This window comes from Brevundimonas sp. SH203 (assembly GCF_002157625.1).
Taxonomy (GTDB): Bacteria; Pseudomonadota; Alphaproteobacteria; order Caulobacterales; family Caulobacteraceae; genus Brevundimonas.
Genome location: NZ_BDMM01000006.1, coordinates 145498 through 165004, shown reverse-complemented (window position 1 = coordinate 165004; position 19507 = coordinate 145498). Strand labels below are relative to the sequence as shown.

18 protein-coding genes and 1 pseudogene are annotated in these 19507 nt (G+C 67.6%); 13 read left to right on the top strand and 6 right to left on the bottom strand.

All coding sequences use genetic code 11. The features are described from left to right. Positions 1–2 precede the first annotated feature (2 nt). From SH203_RS13555 to SH203_RS13540, 4 genes are read right to left on the bottom strand one after another with little or no spacing between them, the layout of a single operon-like run. Entirely contained in the window at positions 3–1118 is a 1116-nt protein-coding gene (locus tag SH203_RS13555; protein ID WP_200808950.1) for a YncE family protein, read from the bottom strand. A gap of 38 nt (positions 1119–1156) precedes the next feature. Then, the gene (locus SH203_RS13550) at positions 1157–2296 is read right to left on the bottom strand and encodes an ABC transporter substrate-binding protein (protein WP_087121475.1); all 1140 of its coding nucleotides are present in this window, start codon (positions 2294–2296) and stop codon (positions 1157–1159) included. Continuing rightward, positions 2293–3225, bottom strand: a complete 933-nt coding sequence (locus SH203_RS13545) for an alpha/beta hydrolase (RefSeq protein WP_087121474.1) — start codon at positions 3223–3225, stop codon at positions 2293–2295. The genes SH203_RS13550 and SH203_RS13545 overlap by 4 nt, the downstream gene beginning before the upstream one ends. Continuing rightward, the gene (locus tag SH203_RS13540; RefSeq protein WP_087121473.1) at positions 3225–5279 is read right to left on the bottom strand and encodes a TonB-dependent receptor domain-containing protein; all 2055 of its coding nucleotides are present in this window, start codon (positions 5277–5279) and stop codon (positions 3225–3227) included. The genes SH203_RS13545 and SH203_RS13540 overlap by 1 nt, the downstream gene beginning before the upstream one ends. A gap of 275 nt (positions 5280–5554) precedes the next feature. Between SH203_RS13540 and SH203_RS13535 the strand changes: the two genes are divergently transcribed. Both SH203_RS13535 and SH203_RS13530 read left to right on the top strand, forming a co-directional pair. Beyond that, entirely contained in the window at positions 5555–6151 is a 597-nt protein-coding gene (locus tag SH203_RS13535; RefSeq protein ID WP_087121472.1) for a TetR/AcrR family transcriptional regulator, read from the top strand. Continuing rightward, positions 6144–7940, top strand: a complete 1797-nt coding sequence (locus tag SH203_RS13530; protein ID WP_159457571.1) for an alpha/beta fold hydrolase — start codon at positions 6144–6146, stop codon at positions 7938–7940. Before SH203_RS13535 ends, SH203_RS13530 begins: the two co-directional genes overlap by 8 nt. A 226-nt stretch (positions 7941–8166) precedes the next feature. Here SH203_RS13530 and SH203_RS15990 read toward each other — a convergent pair. Next, positions 8167–8250, bottom strand: a pseudogene (locus tag SH203_RS15990) (DUF2149 domain-containing protein); the annotation flags it as partial. A gap of 373 nt (positions 8251–8623) precedes the next feature. Here SH203_RS15990 and SH203_RS13520 point away from each other — a divergent pair. From SH203_RS13520 to SH203_RS13470, 11 genes are all read left to right on the top strand, one after another. Beyond that, positions 8624–9310 (top strand): response regulator, encoded by a 687-nt coding sequence (locus SH203_RS13520; RefSeq protein WP_087121470.1) that lies wholly within the window; start codon positions 8624–8626, stop codon positions 9308–9310. Continuing rightward, complete coding sequence (locus tag SH203_RS13515) at positions 9307–10353, top strand: ATP-binding protein (protein WP_087121469.1); 1047 nt, start codon at positions 9307–9309, stop codon at positions 10351–10353. Before SH203_RS13520 ends, SH203_RS13515 begins: the two co-directional genes overlap by 4 nt. 174 nt (positions 10354–10527) lie before the next feature. Then, the gene (locus SH203_RS13510) at positions 10528–11871 is read left to right on the top strand and encodes a TolC family protein (protein WP_087121468.1); all 1344 of its coding nucleotides are present in this window, start codon (positions 10528–10530) and stop codon (positions 11869–11871) included. Then, a complete protein-coding gene (locus tag SH203_RS13505; RefSeq protein WP_087121467.1) occupies positions 11868–13001 on the top strand; it encodes an ABC transporter permease in 1134 nt (377 codons plus the stop codon). Before SH203_RS13510 ends, SH203_RS13505 begins: the two co-directional genes overlap by 4 nt. Positions 13002–13005: 4 nt before the next feature. After that, positions 13006–13758, top strand: a complete 753-nt coding sequence (locus tag SH203_RS13500; protein WP_234989512.1) for an ABC transporter ATP-binding protein — start codon at positions 13006–13008, stop codon at positions 13756–13758. Continuing rightward, positions 13758–14666: an HlyD family secretion protein gene (locus SH203_RS13495; protein WP_087121465.1), complete on the top strand. Its 909-nt coding sequence runs from the start codon at positions 13758–13760 to the stop codon at positions 14664–14666. Before SH203_RS13500 ends, SH203_RS13495 begins: the two co-directional genes overlap by 1 nt. Beyond that, positions 14659–15366, top strand: coding sequence for an HAD-IB family phosphatase (locus tag SH203_RS13490; protein WP_087121464.1), 708 nt, complete (start codon positions 14659–14661; stop codon positions 15364–15366). The genes SH203_RS13495 and SH203_RS13490 overlap by 8 nt, the downstream gene beginning before the upstream one ends. After that, a complete protein-coding gene (locus SH203_RS13485) occupies positions 15363–16235 on the top strand; it encodes a carboxylesterase (protein ID WP_087121463.1) in 873 nt (290 codons plus the stop codon). Before SH203_RS13490 ends, SH203_RS13485 begins: the two co-directional genes overlap by 4 nt. Continuing rightward, positions 16232–16588: an EamA family transporter gene (locus SH203_RS13480; RefSeq protein WP_087121462.1), complete on the top strand. Its 357-nt coding sequence runs from the start codon at positions 16232–16234 to the stop codon at positions 16586–16588. Before SH203_RS13485 ends, SH203_RS13480 begins: the two co-directional genes overlap by 4 nt. Further along, the gene (locus SH203_RS13475; RefSeq protein WP_087121461.1) at positions 16588–17001 is read left to right on the top strand and encodes a multidrug efflux SMR transporter; all 414 of its coding nucleotides are present in this window, start codon (positions 16588–16590) and stop codon (positions 16999–17001) included. The genes SH203_RS13480 and SH203_RS13475 overlap by 1 nt, the downstream gene beginning before the upstream one ends. After that, on the top strand, positions 16994–18214 hold the full coding sequence (locus SH203_RS13470; RefSeq protein WP_087121460.1) for a DegT/DnrJ/EryC1/StrS family aminotransferase: 1221 nt from the start codon (positions 16994–16996) through the stop codon (positions 18212–18214). The genes SH203_RS13475 and SH203_RS13470 overlap by 8 nt, the downstream gene beginning before the upstream one ends. Positions 18215–18222: 8 nt before the next feature. Here SH203_RS13470 and SH203_RS13465 read toward each other — a convergent pair whose 3' ends face one another. Continuing rightward, complete coding sequence (locus SH203_RS13465) at positions 18223–19473, bottom strand: cyclopropane-fatty-acyl-phospholipid synthase family protein (protein WP_087121459.1); 1251 nt, start codon at positions 19471–19473, stop codon at positions 18223–18225. Between the last annotated feature and the right edge of the window lie 34 nt (positions 19474–19507).

Sequence of the window (19507 nt, the reverse complement as noted above, 5' to 3'; positions counted from 1 at the left end):
CCTCAGGGCCGGATCAGGGTGACGGTGTCGCCGGCCGGATCGACCGGGACGGGCGTGCCGGCCGGGGCGTTGCGCGGCAGGCCCCGCGCCTTGTTGGTCACATAGACGGCGTTGGTCGCCGGATCGACAGCGATGGTCTGGGGGAAGGTGCCGGTCTGGAGGTTGGCCAGCACGGCGTAGTCGGCGCCGTTCACCACCGTCACCGTGCCCGCCTGACGGTTGGCGACATAGACCTGATCGACGCCGGGATTATAGGCGACGCCGAGCGCGCCCTCTCCGGTCGGCACCTTCCTGATCACCGCCCCGTCGGCGGCGTTCATGACGGTCAGGTCGCCGGTGCCCTGGCTGGCCACGAACAGGCGGTTTCCGCGCGCGTCGAAGGCGACGTTCGTGGGCTTTTCGCTGCCGGTCGGCCAGGTTCCGACCGCCCGGCCGGTGTTCAGGTCGATGACGCCGACGTCGTTCGAACTCATGCCCGTGACGAACAGGCGGTTGGCGGCGGCGTCCAGAGCGGCGCCGGTCAGGCCGCCGACGGGCGCGTCGATTTTGCGTTCGAGGGTGTTGGTCGCGCCGTCGACGACCCAGATCTGGTTCGGGCGGCTGGCGTCGTTCGCCTCGCCGCCGACGACGGTGACATAGGCCTTGTTGCGCGCCTCATCGACGATGACCTCGCGGACATGGGCGGAATCGTCGTCCCCGTCCTTGATGGTGGCGACCAGCCGGCCGGTCCTGACATCCACGACCCCGACCGAGCCGGAGCGGGTCGCCGTGCCGTACAGGGTCTGGGTGCGGCTGTTGAAGCCCAGGCCATAGAGCGGATTGGCCGAAACGTCGATGGACTGGCCCGGCGTCAGGTCGGCGTTCAGGCGGGCGACGGCGCCGCGCGCCTCGCCGCGGGGACCGACGGCGGCGATCAGAATGTCGCTGTCGGCCGGGTTGAAGACGATCTCGTACAGGCCGCCCGGCTCCACCTTCACCGACTTGACGATGCCGGGCGCGCCGGCGGCGGCGGGCTGAGACGCAGCGGCCGTATGGGCCAGGACGGGCGCGGCGACGCCGGCCAAGAGGGCGGCGGCCGCGTAGGCCAGGGCGGGGGCGGCGAAACGAACGGAAGTCATCGGCATAGTCCTTCTTCTTCGGTCTTTCGGGGAATAAATCAGGCGGGCGTCAAATCGGCCCAGTAGTCGCCGCGATAGGGCACGGCCAGGAACTGGTGATTGATCTGGTCCAGGGTCGCGCGCGGGTTCAGGTCGCCGAACAATTCGGGATGAATCCACTTGGCCAGAACCTCGGTGGCGACGATGTCGATTGGCGAGTTGATCAGCTGATGCGACAGGCCGTGGGCCCGCCCCTGACGCACCGCCTTCAGGGTCGAAATCCCCGGCCGCCCCGCGACGCGGCGCAGGCCCGCCTGCGACTGTTCGGGGGTGAAGTCCGGCCCGACGACGAAGCCGCCGGCCTTGGCCAGATGCGGGCCGCCGGTGGCGATATAGACGTCGGGGTCGCGCTGGATCACATATTCCAGGTTCAGCTTGCCGGTCGGCGCGGTCAGGACATCAGCGCCGATGTTGCGACCGCCGACGAAGGCGATGTAGTCGCCGACATTGCCCCGCCCCGGAGAGTTGCAGCAGTCCGGCGTGATCATGGCGTGGGGTTCCAGGAAGACCGTCGGCCGCCGGTCCATCGGCACGGTCGCCACCCTGGCCGAGATCGCGTCCAGCCGGGCCTTCTTGAAGGCGTTGAAGGCGGCGGCCTGCTGGCCCCGTCCGATCAGGGCGCCCAGCAGGGCCAGGCTGCGGCTCTGGTTTTCGAACGGGTGGTTGAAGAAGTCGATGAAGGCGACCGGCACGCCCGCCGACTGCAACTGGGCCGCCTGTTCGTCGCTGGGGCCGGACTCCATCGACACCACCGCCGTCGACGGGCGCGCGGCCAGCACGGCCTCCAGATTGAACGGCTCGCCCGAGCGGGGGATCTTGGGCAGGGTCGCCAGGGCCGGGAATTTCTCGACATAGGTCTTGTACATGTCCGGGCTGATCCGGTTCACGTCGCCGCTCCAGGCCGCCAGCAGCGAGACGGGATCGGGATGGATCAGGGCCAGGGCGGTCAGATAGCGGCCGTCGTCGATGCTGATCTTCTGGCCCGGCGACAGGGGCTGGACCGGCCGGTCGCGCAGGTCCTTCAGCCCCGACCCGGTCGCCGCCTTCCGCTCGGGACCACAGGCCGCCAGCAGCGACAGGCCGCCCAGACCCAGCAGCGTGGATCGGCGCGACGGCGGGGGGAGGATCGAGGCGCTCATGACAGGGGCTCTCCAGGCGTCGGGGCGACGCCGGCCAGGGACAGAAGGGTCGGGATCAGCGAGGCGGCCAGCATGGCGCCATGCCCCTGACCCGGCAGCTGGCCATAGCGGACATCGACCCCGGCGCCGGCCAGCCGCGCCGCCAGATCGTGCGTCGCGCCGGCGGGAACGGAGGTCCACATCGGATGGACGTGCGGCCGCGACGACCGACCCCGAACCTCGTCCTCTCCGACCAGCAGGGTCAGGGCCATGTCCGGCCGCGAAGCTCGCGCCAGGAAGGGCGCCACGTCGTTCAGCACCGCGCCATAGCCCCACCACAACGACGGGCTGGCCGCGACGAAGGCGTGATAGGCGTCGGGCCGCGTCAGGGCCGCGTGCAGCACGCACAGTCCGCCATAGGAGTGGCCCCAGATCAGGCTGCGCGCCGGATCGACCGCGACGCGGCGGGCGACCTCGGGCGCGATCCGGTCCTGCACCAGGGTCAGGAAGGCGTCGGCCCCGCCGCCCGGCCGCCCCGCCGGATCGAGGGCCGGCCCCTCGGCCGGGCGCGGCGTATAGTCGAAGGCGCGCGCCAGAACGTCGAACTGCCGGTCGCCCTGATAACCAAGGGTCACGATGACCGGCGGATCGCCCGCGTCCAGCCGCGCCAGCAGCGTCTCGTCGATCCGGGCCAGGGCGGCGTCGCCGTCCAGCAGCCAGGCGACCGGATAGCCGGCGGCGGGCGCGGCCTTTTTCGGGATCGCGACCCAGATGCGATAGACCCGCGCCCCGTCCTCGGATGTCACCGACAGCCGCTCGAACCGATAGAAGGCCGAACCGACATCGGCGATGGTCCGGTCCACGCGCGCGGCCGCCGCCGGCTGGGCCAGGGCGGGGGCGGCGGCCAGAACCGCCAGACCGCAGACGGCGATGAGCAGGGCGCGGCGCATCAGAAGCTGTAGTTCACGCCGATCCACCCGCGACGCCCATCGCCCTGGAAGTCGTAATCGGCGACGTTGATCGCCTCGTCGCCCAGATTATAGACGCCCGCCTTCAGGCTGACGGCCGGGGTCACGCGCCAGTTCGCGCCGATGTCGACGGTGGTGTAGCCGGGATAGCGCCGCCCGACCTGGGTCGCGCCGTTCAGGACCGGCTGGCCGTTCGTCCCCACGCGCAGGCCCGCGTTCAGCTCCGCCCCGTGATAGTTGACCGCCCCCCACAAGTTCAGCCGCTCGCTGGCGTCGTAATCGGCGCGCAGATTGGCCATATGTTCGGGCGTGCGCGACAGCGGCAGACCCTTGTAGGTCCCCGACTTCTGTTCGGAGTCGGTATAGGTATAGCCCGCCTTCAGCCCCAGCCGGTCGATGGGCCGCCAGCGTCCCGACAGCTCCACGCCCTGCAGATCGGCGTCCTGAAGATTGTACCAATAGTAGAGGCGATAGTTGGGGTTCTCGCTCCACCGCGCGATGGACCCGTCCTGATTATAGACCATGGCGCTGTCGATCTTGTCCTTGAAGGCGGTGCGGAAGACCGTCGCGCTGGCCGACAGGGTCGTGGACGGGTTCCACAGCACGCTGATCTCATAGTTGGTGCTGGTTTCCGGCGCGATGTTCGGATCGCCCAGAATGACGCCGCACGTCCCGTTCGGCCCGACCGAGCAACTGGCCCCGCCCGTGGTGTAGGCATAGCCCTGGGCCACCTGGCGCAGTTCCGGCGCGCGGAAGCCGGTGGAGACCCCGCCCTTGATCGTCCAGGCCTCGGCGGGCGTCCACACGGCGTACAGACGCGGGCTCCAGTGCGAGCCATAGCGTTCGTGATCGTCGAACCGCAGTCCGCCGGTCAGGGCCAGACGGTCGTTCAACCGCCACTCGTCCTCGACGAACAGGGCGCGCTGCCAGACGGTGAAGGTTCCGGGCTGGCTGGCGCTGACGCCGGGGTTCAGGTCGACCAGCCTGTTCTCGACATACTGACCGCCCACGACCAGTTGGTGATCGCCCAGCGGCGATCCCTCCAGCGGGATGTTGAACAGGGCGTCATAGACGGTGTTGGTCAGTTCCGGCGCGCGGGCGTCCTGGGTGAAGTCCCCCGACCGGCGAGTGAAGGTCTTGCGCTGGGTCTGTTCGCGCAGCACCGACAGCGCGCTGGTTCCCCAGTCCCACCGTCCGTTCCAGCCCAGGGACGCGGCCGTCCGCTCATTGGTGTTGTAGTTCGACGCCGCCGTGGCGGCCAGGGTCGCGCCGGCCGTGTTCTCGCGCCGGACGTCGGTGCGGTCGACCTGCAGCAGCACCTCGTGATCGGCGTTTGGCGTCCAGGCCAGACGCCCGGTCAGGTTCCAGTCCTCGCCGCCGTTGACGCCGCCCGGGATGCGATCCTCGTCGCGCCTGTAGGTGCGGCCCCAGACCTGGGTGCCCAGCACGCCGTCCACCAGCGGCCCGGCCAGATACCCCTGGGCCTGACGCCAGTCGCCGGACGCGCCCTTTTCCTGGGCGATGTAGTCGCCGCCGATGGAGCCGCCCCAGCGCTTGGAAACCTTCCTGGTGATGATGTTGATCACGCCGCCGATGGCGTCCGATCCGTACAGCGACGACATCGGCCCGCGCACCACCTCGATCCGTTCGATGGCGCCCGACGGCGGGGTGAAGCTCTGTTCGAAGCCGGCGTTGCCGTTGACCCGGCTGTCGCGCGTGGACTGACGCTTTCCGTCCACCAGAACCAGGGTGTAGCTGCCCGGCAGGCCGCGAATATAGATGTCCTGATTGTTCGATCCGCCGCTGACCGACACCCCCTCCACGTCCCGCAGCGCATCGGTCAGGTCCGCATTCGGCCGATTGGCCAGGGTTTCGGCCGTCACCACCGAAATCGACGCCGGCGCCTCCACTACCCGCTGCGCCCGCGTCGAGGCCGTGACCACCACATCCTCCACCGCCGCCGGCGGCTGAACCTGAGCCAGCGCCGGAACCGGGCCAAGGACGAAGACGGTGGCGAGAAGCAAACGACGGCGCATGACAAATCCCTGAAATCCGCTTCGCTGTTAATGCGATTGGTTCTCAGAAGCAAGAAGATGGATTGTCGCGGACGATCATGCTCTCACGGCCAGTCTGACTGGCTACGCAAATGGCTCGGATGGTCACCACGAATTTCTGTCGGAGCGGATCGCAATCTCTACGTCCCCAGCGGCGACGCCGTCGTGGCATGCAGACCTCTACGCAAGCTCCACGCCAAAAACACCCTTGAATATACCGATCGGTCTATATATTAATTTTATTAGAAAGGACGCGCATGACGAACAAGGGTGAAAAGACCAGGCAGCGACTGCTCCTGGCCATGGTCGATAAACTCCAGACACACGGCTACACCGGCACAGGCCTGAACGACATTGTCGCGGCGGCAGAGGCGCCTCGCGGTTCCCTGTATTTTCATTTTCCGAACGGCAAGGAGCAGCTGGCCGCCGCCGCCGTTGATCTTGCCGCAGCCGTCATCCGGGATCAGCTTGACGCCAGTTGCCGAGGGGCGACGTCGCCTGGAGAAGTGGTCGAATTCGCCGCCCGGGCCTTCGGCGATGTCCTGCAGGGATCGGACTTCCAGAAAGGATGCCCCGTCACCGCCGTCGCGGCGACCATAGGAGAAAAGACGCCGGATTTGCAGCGCGCCTGCGCCCAGGCGTTTGACAGCTGGACTGTCACCCTGGCCTCACACCTGATGCGCACCCGTGTTCCCGAGGCGCGCGCCCGCGCACTCGCCCAGACCGGGCTCGCCGGCGTCGAAGGCGCCCTGATCATGGCTCGCGCCCAACGCTCTCTGGCGCCCTTTCATGCCGCTGTGGCTCTGCAAGCGGCATTGGCGGAAGACGCCCTCCGGGAGGCCGACGATGCCTGATCCCAGCGTTGTCGTCTTCGGGGGAACGGGAGAAATCGGGCGCTGGCTTGTGGTCGAACTGACGGCCGCCGACACGGCCGTCGCCCTGGTGCTGCGGAACGCCCAGGGGCGGCAGGCGGAGTTTTCGTCCTGGATCGAAGATCACGGCGGCGATGCGAGCAAAATCGTTTACGTCGAAGGGGATCTGACCCTGGATCGTCTCGGCCTGGGCGATCGCTTCATCGAAACGCTGACCGCGGTTCGCCTCGTTTACAATCTGAGCGGTCGCTACGCCTGGGGAATGACGCGACCCGAAGCGGCTGCGGTGAATGTCGTCGGGGCCGCGCGCGTGGTCGACTTCGCCGCCGCCCTGCCCGGTCGGCCGCGTCTCGTTCATGTTTCGGGATATCTGGTCGCATCGCAGAAGAGGCTCGACCATCTGGGACTTCGTCGCGACCCAGCCCCCACCGAGCGGGAGTGGACGAAACTCTATCGCCGACTGGGCCCTTATGAGGCCTCCAAGATCGAAGGCGACTTTGTGGTCCGCGCACAAGCCGGTGTACGAAATGTCGATCTGACCGTCATCAACCCGGGGGCCGTGATAGGCCATAGCGGATCGGGCGAACTCAGACAGATCACCGGCTTTGCAGAGATCGTCGACCAACTCTGGCGGGGCGCCTTATCCGCAATACCCGGCAGGCCGACGGACTGGGTCCCCCATGTTCCCGTGGACTATGTCGCCCGATTCATGGCGAGGGCGCCCGGCCGAGATACGCAAAGTCTAGCGGAATACACGCTGATCTGCCCGGACACGCCACGCTTCGGTGCGTTTGTCGGCATGGTCGCAAAGCATATGGGCCTACGCGCGCCGCGCCGACATGTGCCGGTCGGCATCGTCAGGTTCGCGCTCAAGGCCGGGCTTGGACGGGTGATGGGCGTGTCGGCGGAACCCCTGTCCTTTCTGACGTCCTTCGACTTCGAGACCGAAACCGCCGATCGGGCCGCCGCCGCCGTGGGCCTCGAACGCCCCAGGCTGCAGCCGGCGCTCGGGCGAACCCTCGACTATCTTATTGCGACGGAGTTCAGCGCCCATCCAGATCACCGCGGCGGCTTTGAAAACCTGGCGGGCGCAGCGACGTTCGTGGAAGGCGGCGCTGACGCGCAAATCGTGCTTCTGCACGGCCTGCCCCTGACATCCCGCTCATGGCGAGCCGTGCGCGCTCATCTCGATGTCGAGGCGCTGGCTCCAGACCTGCCTGGCCAGGGACGCAGCCAACTTGATCGCGGTCTGGATGAAGCGGACTGGCTCGACTCCCTGTCGTCGCATTTCACCCGTCCCATCAAACTCGTCGCCCATTCCTACGCCTGCGCGCTGGCGGTCGATTTCGCGGCGCGACATCCCGACAAGATTTCGGGGCTGGTCCTGATCTCCCCCTATTTCCTGGGCGACAGACCGGCCTTTTTCCTGCGCCATCCTTTTCTGGCGGCCTCCGTCCTGCGACTGGCCGTGGGGCGGCGATTGCAAAGCCTGGGTCAGGACGCCGCCCATCTGCGTCGGCCAGGCGCGATCAAACGACTTGCAGAACATCTGCGCCGCGTCGGCGATGAAGCCGACCGCCGCAGGCTGCGCCACCAGCTTGCCGTTCTGGCCAGCAGCCGCCTCATGCCCATCAAGATCGTCAATGGAGAAAACGATCCGCCCCGATGGCCGACAGCGGCTAGCGTCGAACGAGTCGTCATTCCAGATGCAGGCCACAATCCGCAACTGACCCATGCACCACAGGTAGCGCAGGCGATAGGAGCGCGCTGATCGGCCGAGAGCGTGCGCATCGACGCCCCATCAAACATCAAGTGCGGACCCGGATCGCCTTAGGATAAGCGCCGCCCCTTCTCCGCTACGAGCGTTGCAAGAAGGTCTGCAACGCTCTTGAGTGATCGCCCTGGAGCCGGAGAGCGCCACCGGCAAGCCGCGACACGTGTGGCCTCACACCTCTGTAGTCGCCGTACCATGCGCCTGAGTGTAGCTGATATCGGCCCTACTCCGGCACATAGATCAGATTGCCGTTCGGCAGACGGTAGGCGGAGCCGGCCTTTTCGCCCTGGCCTTCGCCGATCCGGCCTTGCGACTCGCAGCGGCCGGCGGCGCTGGAGGCTTTCGATCCCGAAGGCCCCCAGGGCGAAGACGGCGTAGGCTAGGGCGGCGAGTATCAGGGCCGGGATCAGGGCCGTCTATCACTCGCCTATGATCTGACTTGTCCAATCCCTTCGGAGAACAGGGATGCCGTCTAGAAGGCCTGAAACCGCCGAGTGCGGGTGCTCCAGAAGTCGAAATGTCCATGCTCATTCACAAGAGGTTGCAGGACACCGAAAGAAATCATGCGCGAGTGTGAAGGTTTGATGGACCCATGGTGGACGGGCCTATCTCGGTCTTGGCCATGGATCGGGCCCATGTGAGATTGATCTCGTAAGCACGAGATCTTGAACCCCAGGCACATGACCCCTCTGGCCCTCATCGTCGAAGATGAAGTCGCGATCGCGGAAATTCTGGATCGTTACTTGGTGCGCGAAGGATTTCGCACCGCACGCGCCTACGATGGTCAGGTCGGTCTTGATCTTCATGCGTCCCTGAAGCCGGACGTGGTGTTGCTGGACGTCATGCTGCCGCGCATCAACGGCTGGGGCGTGCTGTCCGAACTGCGTCGTCGCGGCGATACGCCGGTTCTCATCATGACCGCCCTGGATCAGGACGTGGACAAGCTTCAGGCCCTGCGAACCGGCGCGGACGACTATGTGGTCAAGCCTTTCAGCGCCGTCGAGGTGGTCGCCCGCGTCCAGGCCATATTGAGACGCACCTCCGGCATGGCGCCGGATCGTCTGATCCGCGTCGACGCGCTGGAGATCGACCCGGAGAGCTATATCGCGACCGTTCGAACCGGCGACCAGATCAACCACATCGACACCACACTGACCGAGTTCCGCATTCTGGAATTCATGGCCCGCCACCCGATGCGCGTCTTCTCGCGCGGAGAGCTGGCCGACGCCTGTCTGCCGAACGAGGACGCGCTGGACCGCACCGTCGACAGCCACATCAGCAAGCTGCGCCGCAAGCTGACCGCCGCCGGGATGGAGAAGGCGCTCAAGGGCGTCCGCGGCGTGGGCTATCGTCTGAACGCGCGATGATCCAGCACTCGCCCAGTCTCCGACGCAAGTTCTCCTTCTATATGGCGACGGTCGCGATCAGCGGCCTGCTGTCGTCCTTCGTGGTCTGGGGCGGCTTCTACTTTGTGTTCGTCGATCCCCGTAACGAGTATCTGGAGAGTTATCTCAACTTCATCGATCTGGCGGCCTTGTTGCTGTCGGTGATGCTGGGCCTGATCGTCTCGCTCGTCGCGGCGCGCATCCTGTCAAAGCGGATCGCCGCCCCGCTGTCCGAGGTCGCGCTGGTGGCGCGACACCTGACGGCCGGCGACCTGTCGGCCCGCGTGGCGTACAAGGACGGAAGCCTCGGCGAGATCTCCCAGCTCATATCCGACTTCAACACCCTGGCGGCCCACCTGCAGCAGTCCACCAACGAATCCATCCAGTGGAACGCCGCCATCGCCCATGAACTCAGAACGCCCCTGACCATCATGAACGGCATGATGGAAGGCGTCGCCGACCAGGTCTTCGATCTGGACGACGAGTGGATGGCGCTGATGAAGTTTCAGCTGGAGGGCCTGACCCGGATCGTCGAGGATTTGCGCGTCATCAGCCTGTACGAAAGCGGCCGCATGTCGCTGAAGACGGAAAGGCTGGCGCTGGATCAGGTCATCCAGCCGCTCAGAAGCCTGTACGAGCCGCTGCTCAGCAAACTGGGCTTCACGATCGAATGGGAGAGCAGACCCGTTCGGGTGTTCGGGGACAGCACCCGCATCCGGCAGGCTCTCAACGCCCTGCTCGAAAACGTGCGCGTCCATGCCGCTCCCGGCGTCGTCCGGGTCTCCATCGAGGAAAACGCCGGCTTCGCCGTCATCAGCGTCGCGGATTCGGGTCCGGGAATCCCCCATGACATCGCGCCCCAGATGTTCGATCCCTTCCGCAGCGCGCGCTCCGACGCGAAGGGGTCCGGCCTGGGCCTGACCGTCGTGAAATATATCGCCGAAGCACATGGCGGATACGCCCTCCTGGGACGCTCCGAATCCGGCGGACTCCGGGCGGAATTCGAGTTGCCGCTCGCCGATTGACGCGGCGGTCGTCGGCCTCGTCAAACGCGCGGGCGCGACATGGCCTCCACATTCCGTCCGCAAAGCCGCAACACGCGATGGGTAAGGGCTTCGACAGTTCCCCGCCCCCTTGCTCCATAAGGACTGTCCTTGCCCCGGCCCAAACGACGACTTCTGTTGGGTGCGTCAGGCGCGATGCTGCTTGCCGCATCGGGCGGCGCGGTCGCCCGGGCCGGCGAAGCCGCCGCCCCGGTTTCGCCGACCGCCGTCGCCGGAGACAGCCGGACGGGCGACGTCCAGGCTCGGGACTGGGTCGCCGAAGACTGGCGCGAGGCGTTCGACGACCCCGACCTGATGGTCCTGCTGACCGAGGCCCTGGACCGCAATCTGACGATCGAGAGCGCCCGGCAGCGGCTGCAACAGGCGCAGGCCCTCCAGGGCCGAACCCGCAACGCCGAACGCCCCGGCCTGGACCTGCTGGGGGCGCCGTTGCAGGATGTCGCCACCAGCGACGGCTATTACCAGCTGGGCCTCGGCACGCGGTGGGAGGTGGACTTCTTCGGCGCCAACGCCGCGCGCAATCAGGAAGCCGAGGCCCGGACAGCCGCCCAGGCCGCCCAGCTGCGCGCGGCGCGCCTGATGATCGCGACCTCGCTCATTCAGGCCTACTACGAGCGTCACGAGGCGCAGATGCGGCTGGGGCTGGCGCGACAGTCTCACGACCTGTCCCTGCGCGCCCTCGACCTGGTTCGGACGCGGCTGGACACAGGATTGGCCGACGCGCGCGAACTCCGCGCGGCGTCAGTCGAGGAAAATCGCCGCCGCATCGAACAGACGCGCCTGCAACATCAGGTCGAGAGCGCGTCACGGACGATGGACGCCCTGCTCAGTCGGCCTGCTTCCGCCGCCGACGACCAGACTGCGGGTCATTTCGCGGCCGTGCGTTTTCCGGCCGAGTTGCAGGCCGACGATCTGCGTCGTCGCCCCGATGTGATGGCGGCGGAAGCCGAGGTGCTGGAAGCCGCCGCCCGCGTCAGGATCGCCAGGGCCGCCCTCTATCCCAGCCTGTCGTTGACCGGATCGATCAGCTACACGCAAAGCCTGTCCTCGGCGCCCTCCCCCGGCGGGCTGATGCCGGTGATCGGGCCGACGATCGACATTCCGCTGTGGGACTGGGGCCGCCGCCGCGCTTTGGTCAACAGCGAGGACCACGCCCTGTCCAGCGCCCTGGCGCTTTACCACCAGGCGGTCATCGAGGCCGCCGGCGAGGTTCAGACCGGCTTCAGCGCCCTTGAGCAGCAAAAGGCCATCGTCAAGGCGCGTCGCGAGACGGTCAAAACCCTGCGCCGATCCCTGGACGCCTGGACCGTTCGACACGACCTGGGCCTGGCCAGCGATCTGGACATGATCCAGCCGCAGACCGAACTGCTGGAGGCCCGCTCGGCCCTGGCCGACGCCAGGCTGGACAGCATAACGGCCCTGATCCGTCTCTTCAGGTCGGCGGGCGGCCCGCTGCCAGCGGAAGGGGCGACGCCATGATCTCCCTGGCCCGCAAGACCCTGATCCACGAGTGGGTTCGTTTCGTGCCCGTCGTTCTGGCGGTGACGTTCGCCGGCTTGCTGCTGATCGTGCAGGCCGCCCTGGTCCTGGGCATCTTCAGCAGCGCCGCCATCTACATCAAGGCGTCCTCGGCCGATGTCTGGGTCGGCTATCCCGGTTCGCAAAGCTTCAACTATGGCCGCCCGCTGGGCTCGGACATCGAGATGCGGCTGCGGGCCGATGAGGCCGTCTCGGCGGTCGAGCCCTGGCGCTGGGTGGACGCCGACTGGCATTCGGCGTCGGGCGAAGGCGGGGCGATCTCGATCTATCTATCCGGCCTCTCGGTCGAAAAGGGCGCCATGGCCTTTTCTGAACGGCTGCCGGACGCCCTGCGTCAGCGGCTGCGCGAGCCGGGCGCGGTCGTGGTCGACAGCGCGGACCTGTCCACGCTTCATGTCGCCGAAGGCGGTCTGGCCTGGATCAACAAACGCCCGGTGCGCGTCGTCGGCGTCATAAAGGGCATGCGCGGCCTGGGCGGCGTCAACGTCCTGTCGTCGCTGGAGACCGCCCGCGAGATCGGCGGTTCGGCGACGTCCGGGGACACCTATTATCTGGCGCGGGTGAAGGACGGCGTCGCGCCAGGCGTCGTGCGCCAGCGGTTGATGCAGGACCGGGCCGCCTTTTCTCCCTATGAGGCCTGGACCGCCGACGCCTTCGCCGCCCGCTCGCAGAACTACTGGCTGCTGGACACCGGGGCGGGCATCGCCGTCCTGTTCATGGCCGTCATCGTCAGCCTGGTCGGCGCCGTTGTGACCAGCCAGTCGCTGGCCGGAACCATCTCCGCCTCGCGCCGGGAGTATGCGGCCCTCAGCGCCCTGGGCGTCGGTCGCTGGCCGCTGACCCGCGTGGTGCTTGAACAGAGCGCCTGGATCGGCGGGGTCGGCCTGGTGCTGGCGGCCCTGATCAGCACGCCCCTGCTGATGCTGGCGGCCGGACAGGACGTGCCGGTGGCCATGAGCCTGCCTGTCGCCGCCGGCTGCGGCCTGTTGATCTTCGCCATGGCCATGCTGGCCAGTCTGGCGGCGGTGCGGACCATGCTGCGAACCGATCCCGCCATGTTGCTGAGATAAGGCCATGGCCGATTGCATGCATATCCTGAAGCCCGCCCCGACCGTGATCGCCGCCGGACTGGCGAAAGGCTTCACCACCGGCGCGGTGCAGACGCGGGTTCTGACCCATCTGGATCTGAACCTGCATCCCGGCGAGATGACCCTGATCTCCGGCCCGTCGGGCTGCGGCAAGAGCACGCTGCTGTCCCTGCTGTCCGGCCTGCAGAAGCCGGACGGCGGTTCCGTCACGGCGCTGGACGAGCGACTGGATCGTCTCGGACGCAGCCGACTGGAGGCCTTCCGCCTGCAACATACCGGCTTTGTGTTCCAGGGCTTCAACCTGTTCCCCGCCCTGACCGCCGTGGAGCAGGTGCAGCTTCCGCTGGGCTATCTGGGCATGGACCGCCGCCAGAGCGAGGCCCTGGCCCTAGGTGCGTTGAAGGAGGTGGGGCTGGGCCACCGCCTGCATATGCGCCCGGCGCAACTGTCCGGCGGCGAAAAACAGAGGGTCGCCATCGCCCGCGCCATCGCCAAGTCGCCCGCCCTGCTGTTCGCCGACGAACCCACCAGCGCCCTTGACGCCGAGAACGGCCAGCGGGTCAGCGAGATGCTGCGCCAGATCGCCCGTCGCCGGGGCGCGACCGTCGTCTGCGTCAGCCACGATCCGCGCCTGATCCGCTTCGCCGACCGCCTGCTGACCATGGAGGACGGCGTCATCCACAGCGATGTGCGCCCTGCCCCCTCCTCCACCCCACACCCCTATTCGGAAGCTCGGTGATGAGAGCCACGCCCCTGCCGCCCGCCCCTCGCCTTTCCGCCGTCGCCGCTGCGCTGGCGATTGTCGGTCTCCCCGCCCTGTCGGCCTGCCAGAAGCCTGAAGCGCGCGCCGAGGCCGCGCCGATGCACGCGGTGGCGCGCGGCCGCATCGAGGTGCAGGGCGGACTGGTCGCCGTCACCGCGCCGCTGGAAGGCGAACTGCGCGCGCTGGAGGTCGCCGAAGGCCAGACCGTGCGCAAGGGCGACGTGCTGGCCCGCTTCGACGACGGCGCGCTGACAGACGAGACCCGCCTGATCGAAGCCCAGGCCGATCAGTCGCGTCAACGCCAGCAGGCCGCGCAGCTCAAGGTCCGCGCCCTCGGCGAAACCCTTGATCGAAACCAGCGGGCCGAAAGGGCGGGCGCCGTCTCCGCCCAGGCTCTGGCCGACGTGCAACTGTCGCTGGCCGACGCCCAGGCCGAAGCCGCCGCCGCCGCCGCCGACATCGCGGTCTTCCAGCAACGTCTGAACCAGGCGCGCAACCGCCTGAAGAAGACCCAGGTGATCGCACCCGCGGACGGCGTCGTCCTTCGCATCGTCGCGCCGGCCGGTGAGCGGTTGTCGCAGGGCGCGCCCCTGATGACCCTGCTGCCGGATCGCCCGCTGATCGTCCGCGCCGAAGTCAACGAGAGCTTCATCGGCCGCGTGCGTCCCGGCATGAAGGCGAGCGTGACCATTGATCCGACACCTTTGGGCGGCAAGCTGCTGCCCGCCGCGCATCTGACCTACCTCAGCCCCATCTACAGTCACGCCCGACAGGGCGACGACGTCGAACGCGGCCCCAGCCGCATCGTCGAAGGCCTGCTCGAATTCGACACCCGCCCCGACGTGCGCGTCGGCCAAACCGTCCGGGTCAACTTCAATGACTAATCGCCGCTACAGCCTCAGCCCGTCTCGCAGCGAATGGGCCATCCACTGCGATTTCGACGGCACCATCAGCGACCGCGATGCGACCGACAGCCTGCTTCACGCCTTCGGCCGTCCCGGCTGGACGGACCTTGAGAACGCCTGGGAACAGGGGCGGATCGGCTCCAAGGCCTGTATGACCGGCCAGATCGCCCTGCTGGACATGACCGATCAGGCCTTTGACCAAGCCTTGTCCGCCATTCAGGTGGACCCGGCCTTCCCCGCCTTCGTTCGGGCGGCGCAAGGGTTCGGCGTGCCCATCAGCATTGTCAGCGATGGTCTGGATCTGGCCATCGAACGCATCCTGGCCCCGCTGGACCTGGGGCCCCTGCCCATCATGGCCAATCAGATGGAACAGGTTTCGGCCAACCGCTGGCGGCTGAACACGCCATGGAGTTCCGCGGCCTGCGTCAAGGACAGCGCCAACTGCAAATGCGCCCGGCTGGCCGAGGCGCGGCGCACGGCGAACCGCATCCTCTACATCGGCGACAGCACCTCGGACTTCTGCGTGTCGGGCAAGGCGGATTTCGTCCTGGCGAAGCGCCGGCTGATCGACCATTGCCGCGCCAACGCCATTCCCCACGCCCCCATAGACGACTTCACCGACGCCCTGGCCCTGCTGCCGGAAATCCTGAGCCGTCCCTCGCTTCAGGACGCCGTATGACGCCGCCCGCGACCTCTGTGTTGAAAGACCATGCCTATCTTCTGCCCGGCCAGGGTGCGAACGCGCGCGTCGGCGTGCTGCTGATCCATGGCCTGACCGGAACGCCCAACGAGATGCGCTTGATTGCGCGCGGCCTGCAGAAGGAGGGGTTCACCGTCTATGCCCTGCAACTGGCCGGCCACTGCGGCGACGTCGACGACCTGCTGGCGACGGGCTGGCGCGACTGGATGAACAGCGTGCAGGAAGGCGCGCGTCTTCTGGCGGCCGACACCGACCGGATCATCGCCGTGGGTCTGTCGATGGGCGCGCTTCTGGCCCTGGGGCTGGCTGAGGATGGCGCGCCGAAACTGGCGGGCGTGGTCGCCCTGTCCACCACCTTCCGCCACGACGGCTGGAGCATGCCCTTCTACACGCGGTTTTCCTTCCTGCTGCCGCTGTGCCGCGCCCTGGGGATCGGGGCGAAGCGCGTCTTCTTTGAAATGCCGCCCTACGGCATCAAGGACGAGGCGATCCGCGCCCGCATCGTGGCCCAGATGCAGTCGGGCGACAGTTCCCAGGCGGGCCTGCCCGGCAATCCCTGGTGGTCCATCGGCGAGCTTCAGGCGCTGGCGCGCCATGTGCGGCGCCGTCTGTCCCTGATCGACGTCCCCTGTCTGGTCGTTCACGCGCGCCACGACGACGTCGCCGCCCTGTCCAACGCTCAGGACATCCAGAACCGCGTCCACAAGGCGCCGGTCGAGCTGGTGGTGCTGGACGACAGCTATCACATGGTCACGATCGACCGGGAGCGTCGCCGCGTCATCGCCTGTGTCACCGACTTCGCCAAGCGGATCGCCGGCCAGCCTGAGACGATGGAGGCCGCCGCGTGAGCGCGCTGGTCGTGGGGCTGTGGACGGCCAACATCGTCGTCGACTGCGCCGGTCAGCTGGCGTTCAAGGCCGCCGCCTCCGACCCGCGCGCGGGCGACGGTCTGGCGCGCTGGCTCTACATGGCCCGCCGCCCGTGGATATGGATCGGCGTCAGCAGCTATGTGGCGGAGTTTGTGATCTGGCTGGCCTTCCTGTCGCTCGTGCCCCTGTCCGACGGGGTCCTGCTGGGCTCGATCAACATCGTGGTCATCCTGCTGCTGGGGCGCCTGTTGTTCCGTGAAAAGCTGACGCCCCTGCGGATCATCGGCGTGACGCTGATTTCCCTCGGGGTGGCGGTCGTGGGGCTGAAGTGATGAAGTCGTCTTCCAAGGCCTTCTATATCATCGGCTTTCTCTCGCTGATGGCGTTCGACACCCTGGCCCAGCTCTGTTTCAAACAGGCGGGAAGCAGCGCCCTGCCGCTGGAATTCTCACCGTCCTGGCTGGCCAGGGTGTTCGGCCAGCCGTGGATCTATGGCGCCATGGCGGGCTATGTCGGGGCCTTCTTCACTTGGATGACCCTGTTGAAGCGGGCGCCGGTCGGCCCAGCCTTCGCCGCATCTCACCTTGAGATCGTGTCCGTTCTGGCCCTGTCGGCCGTGCTGTTCCGCGAGGTCATCGGCTGGCCCCAGCTTATAGGCACGGCGCTGATCCTCGGCGGCATCGTCTGCCTGGCGGTCGGTGAAGGCCGGCTCAGCCGCGAGGCGGAGCCTGAACCCCTTGGCTAGGGCGGCGGGTTTCGCGCCGCCCACGGCTGGCCTGCCCCTGCTGGGCCGGGACCTGTTCCCCGACAGGAACGCGGGACTTGAGACCGATCTGACGGCGTTTCTGGGCGCGCCCTCGGTCCAGATCGAATGCTCCGGCACGGCGGCCTTCATCGTCGCCCTGCGCACCCTGGCCGACCGCGCGCCCGACAGGGACGAGGTGGTGGTCCCGGCCTACACCTGCCCGCTGGTCGCCCAGGCGGTCGCGGCCTGTGGTCTGAAACTGAAGCTGGCCGATCTCGGCCCCGACAGTCTGGACATGGCGCCCCAGGCGCTGGACGGGCTTTGCGGCGCGCGCACCCTGGCCGTCGTCCCGACCCATCTGGGCGGGCGGGTCAGCGACATCCGCCCCGCTCTGGCGGCCGCGCACCGCGTCGGCGCCTGGGTGATCGAGGACGCCGCGCAGGCGCTAGGCGCGCGCCTCGGCGCCGCCTCGGTGGGCCTGCTGGGCGACATCGGCTTCTACAGCCTGGCCGTGGGCAAGGGGCTCAGCATCTACGAGGGCGGCGTCCTGACCGCGCGCGATGCGCCGCTTCGCCGCGCTCTTCAGGACACCAGCCGCCGTCTGATCCCCGACAGCCGGACGATGGAGGCCCGGCGCATCGCCGAACTGATCGGCTACGCCCTTCTCTATCGGCCGGGCGCCCTGCGATGGAGCTATGGCGCGCCGCTGCGTCAGGCGCTGGCGCGGGGTGACTGGAGCGCCGCGGCGGGCGATGATTTTCCCGACCGGATTCCCCTTCATCGGCCGGGGCGATGGCGCAAGAAGGTCGGCGCCATGGCCCTGAAACGCCTGCCGGAGTTTCTGGCCGCCGCCGAGGCGCAGGCGTCGTCGCGCCTGGAGACGCTGGCGCAGATTTCCGGCGTGGATGTGGTCCGGGACAGCGCGCCCGGCGCGCGCGGCGTCTGGCCGATCCTGATGTTGCGCCTGCCAGATCAGGCGACGCGCGACGCCGTTCTGGCGCAAGGATGGGACAAGGGGCTGGGCCTCAGCCCGCCCTTCCTTCGCGCCCTGCCGGACTATCGGCGCTACGCCTCGGTCGTGCCCGCCTGCGCGCCGGACGCCCTGCCGAACGCGCGGAGCTGGGCCGGGCGGCTGCTGGCGATCAGCAACAGTTCATGGCTGGGCGATGCGGAGTTCGCGCGGGTCTGCGAGATGCTGCGCCGCGCGATCTGAACGCGGGGCTAAGCCCGCGCCTGTTCCCTGCGCTTCAGCTCCGCCTCGCACTCGGCGATATAGTTGCGCGTCAGGGGCACAGCCTCCTGTCGGCGCGCCAGCTGGACCTGAAACACCGCGATCTCCTGATAGCGGAAGGCCGTCTCGGACATGGCCAGATAGAACTCCCACATCAGGCAGAACCGCTCGTCGTACAGCGCCTTGGCCTCGTCGCGCCGCGCCATGAAACGCTCGCGCCAGATCCGCAGCGTCTGGGCGTAATGCAGACGAACGACCTCGATGTCGGTGACGATCAGGCCCGACCGTTCGATCGCCGGCGTGAACTCGGACAGGGAGGGCAGGCTGCCGCCGGGGAAGATATACCGCTCCAGCCAGGGATTGTTGAAGTCCGGCACGTCGCTGTTGCCGATGAAGTGCAGCAGCATGACGCCGTCCTCGGTCAACAGGTCGCGGCACTGGTTGAAGAAGGCGTCGAAGTTGACGATGCCGACGTGTTCGAACATCCCGACCGAGACGATGCGGTCGAACGGGCCGGGCACGTCGCGATAGTCCTGCAGCCGGAACTCCACATCGCCGCCACGCGGCGATTTCGCCGCCCGCGCCGTCGCCGCCGCCTGTTGCTCGGTCGACAGGGTCACGCCGACGGCCTGACCGGCGCCCGCCACCTCGGCCAGATAGAGCGCCATACCGCCCCAGCCGCAGCCGATGTCCAGCACGCGCTGGCCAGGCTCGATCAGCAGCTTGGCCGCGATATGGCGTTTCTTGGCCAGTTGGGCCTCTTCCAGGGTCTCGTCGCCCGTCTCGAAATAGGCGCAGGAATACTGGCGGTCCTCGTCCAGAAACAGCCGATAGAGCCGGTCGTCGAGGTCGTAGTGATGGGCCACGTTGCGACGCGATTTCCGCCGCTTGTTGCTTTGAAGCACGGGACGCAGCGCCGACCGCACGGTGTCCAGAAACCGCACCGTGGCGCCCACCGCCACCTCGCGGTCGTCACGCAGAACCAGCTCTAGAAAATCATAGACCGTGCCGCGTTCGACAATCAGTCGCTGCTGCATGAACATCTCGCCCATGTTCAGGTCGGGATCGCGCAGCAGGTTCAGGATCGCCCGGCGATCCTTGAAACGCACCCGCACGCTGGGCGTCCCGCCGTCGCCCAGCCGCAACACGGCTCCGTCCGGCATGACGATCTCAAGATCGCCACGCTGGACCAAGGGGGTGAAGACCCGCTTCACCAGCTTCAGCATCAGTCCATCCAGCATGTCGTGCGTCCCCCCAGGATGTTTCTTGTGATGG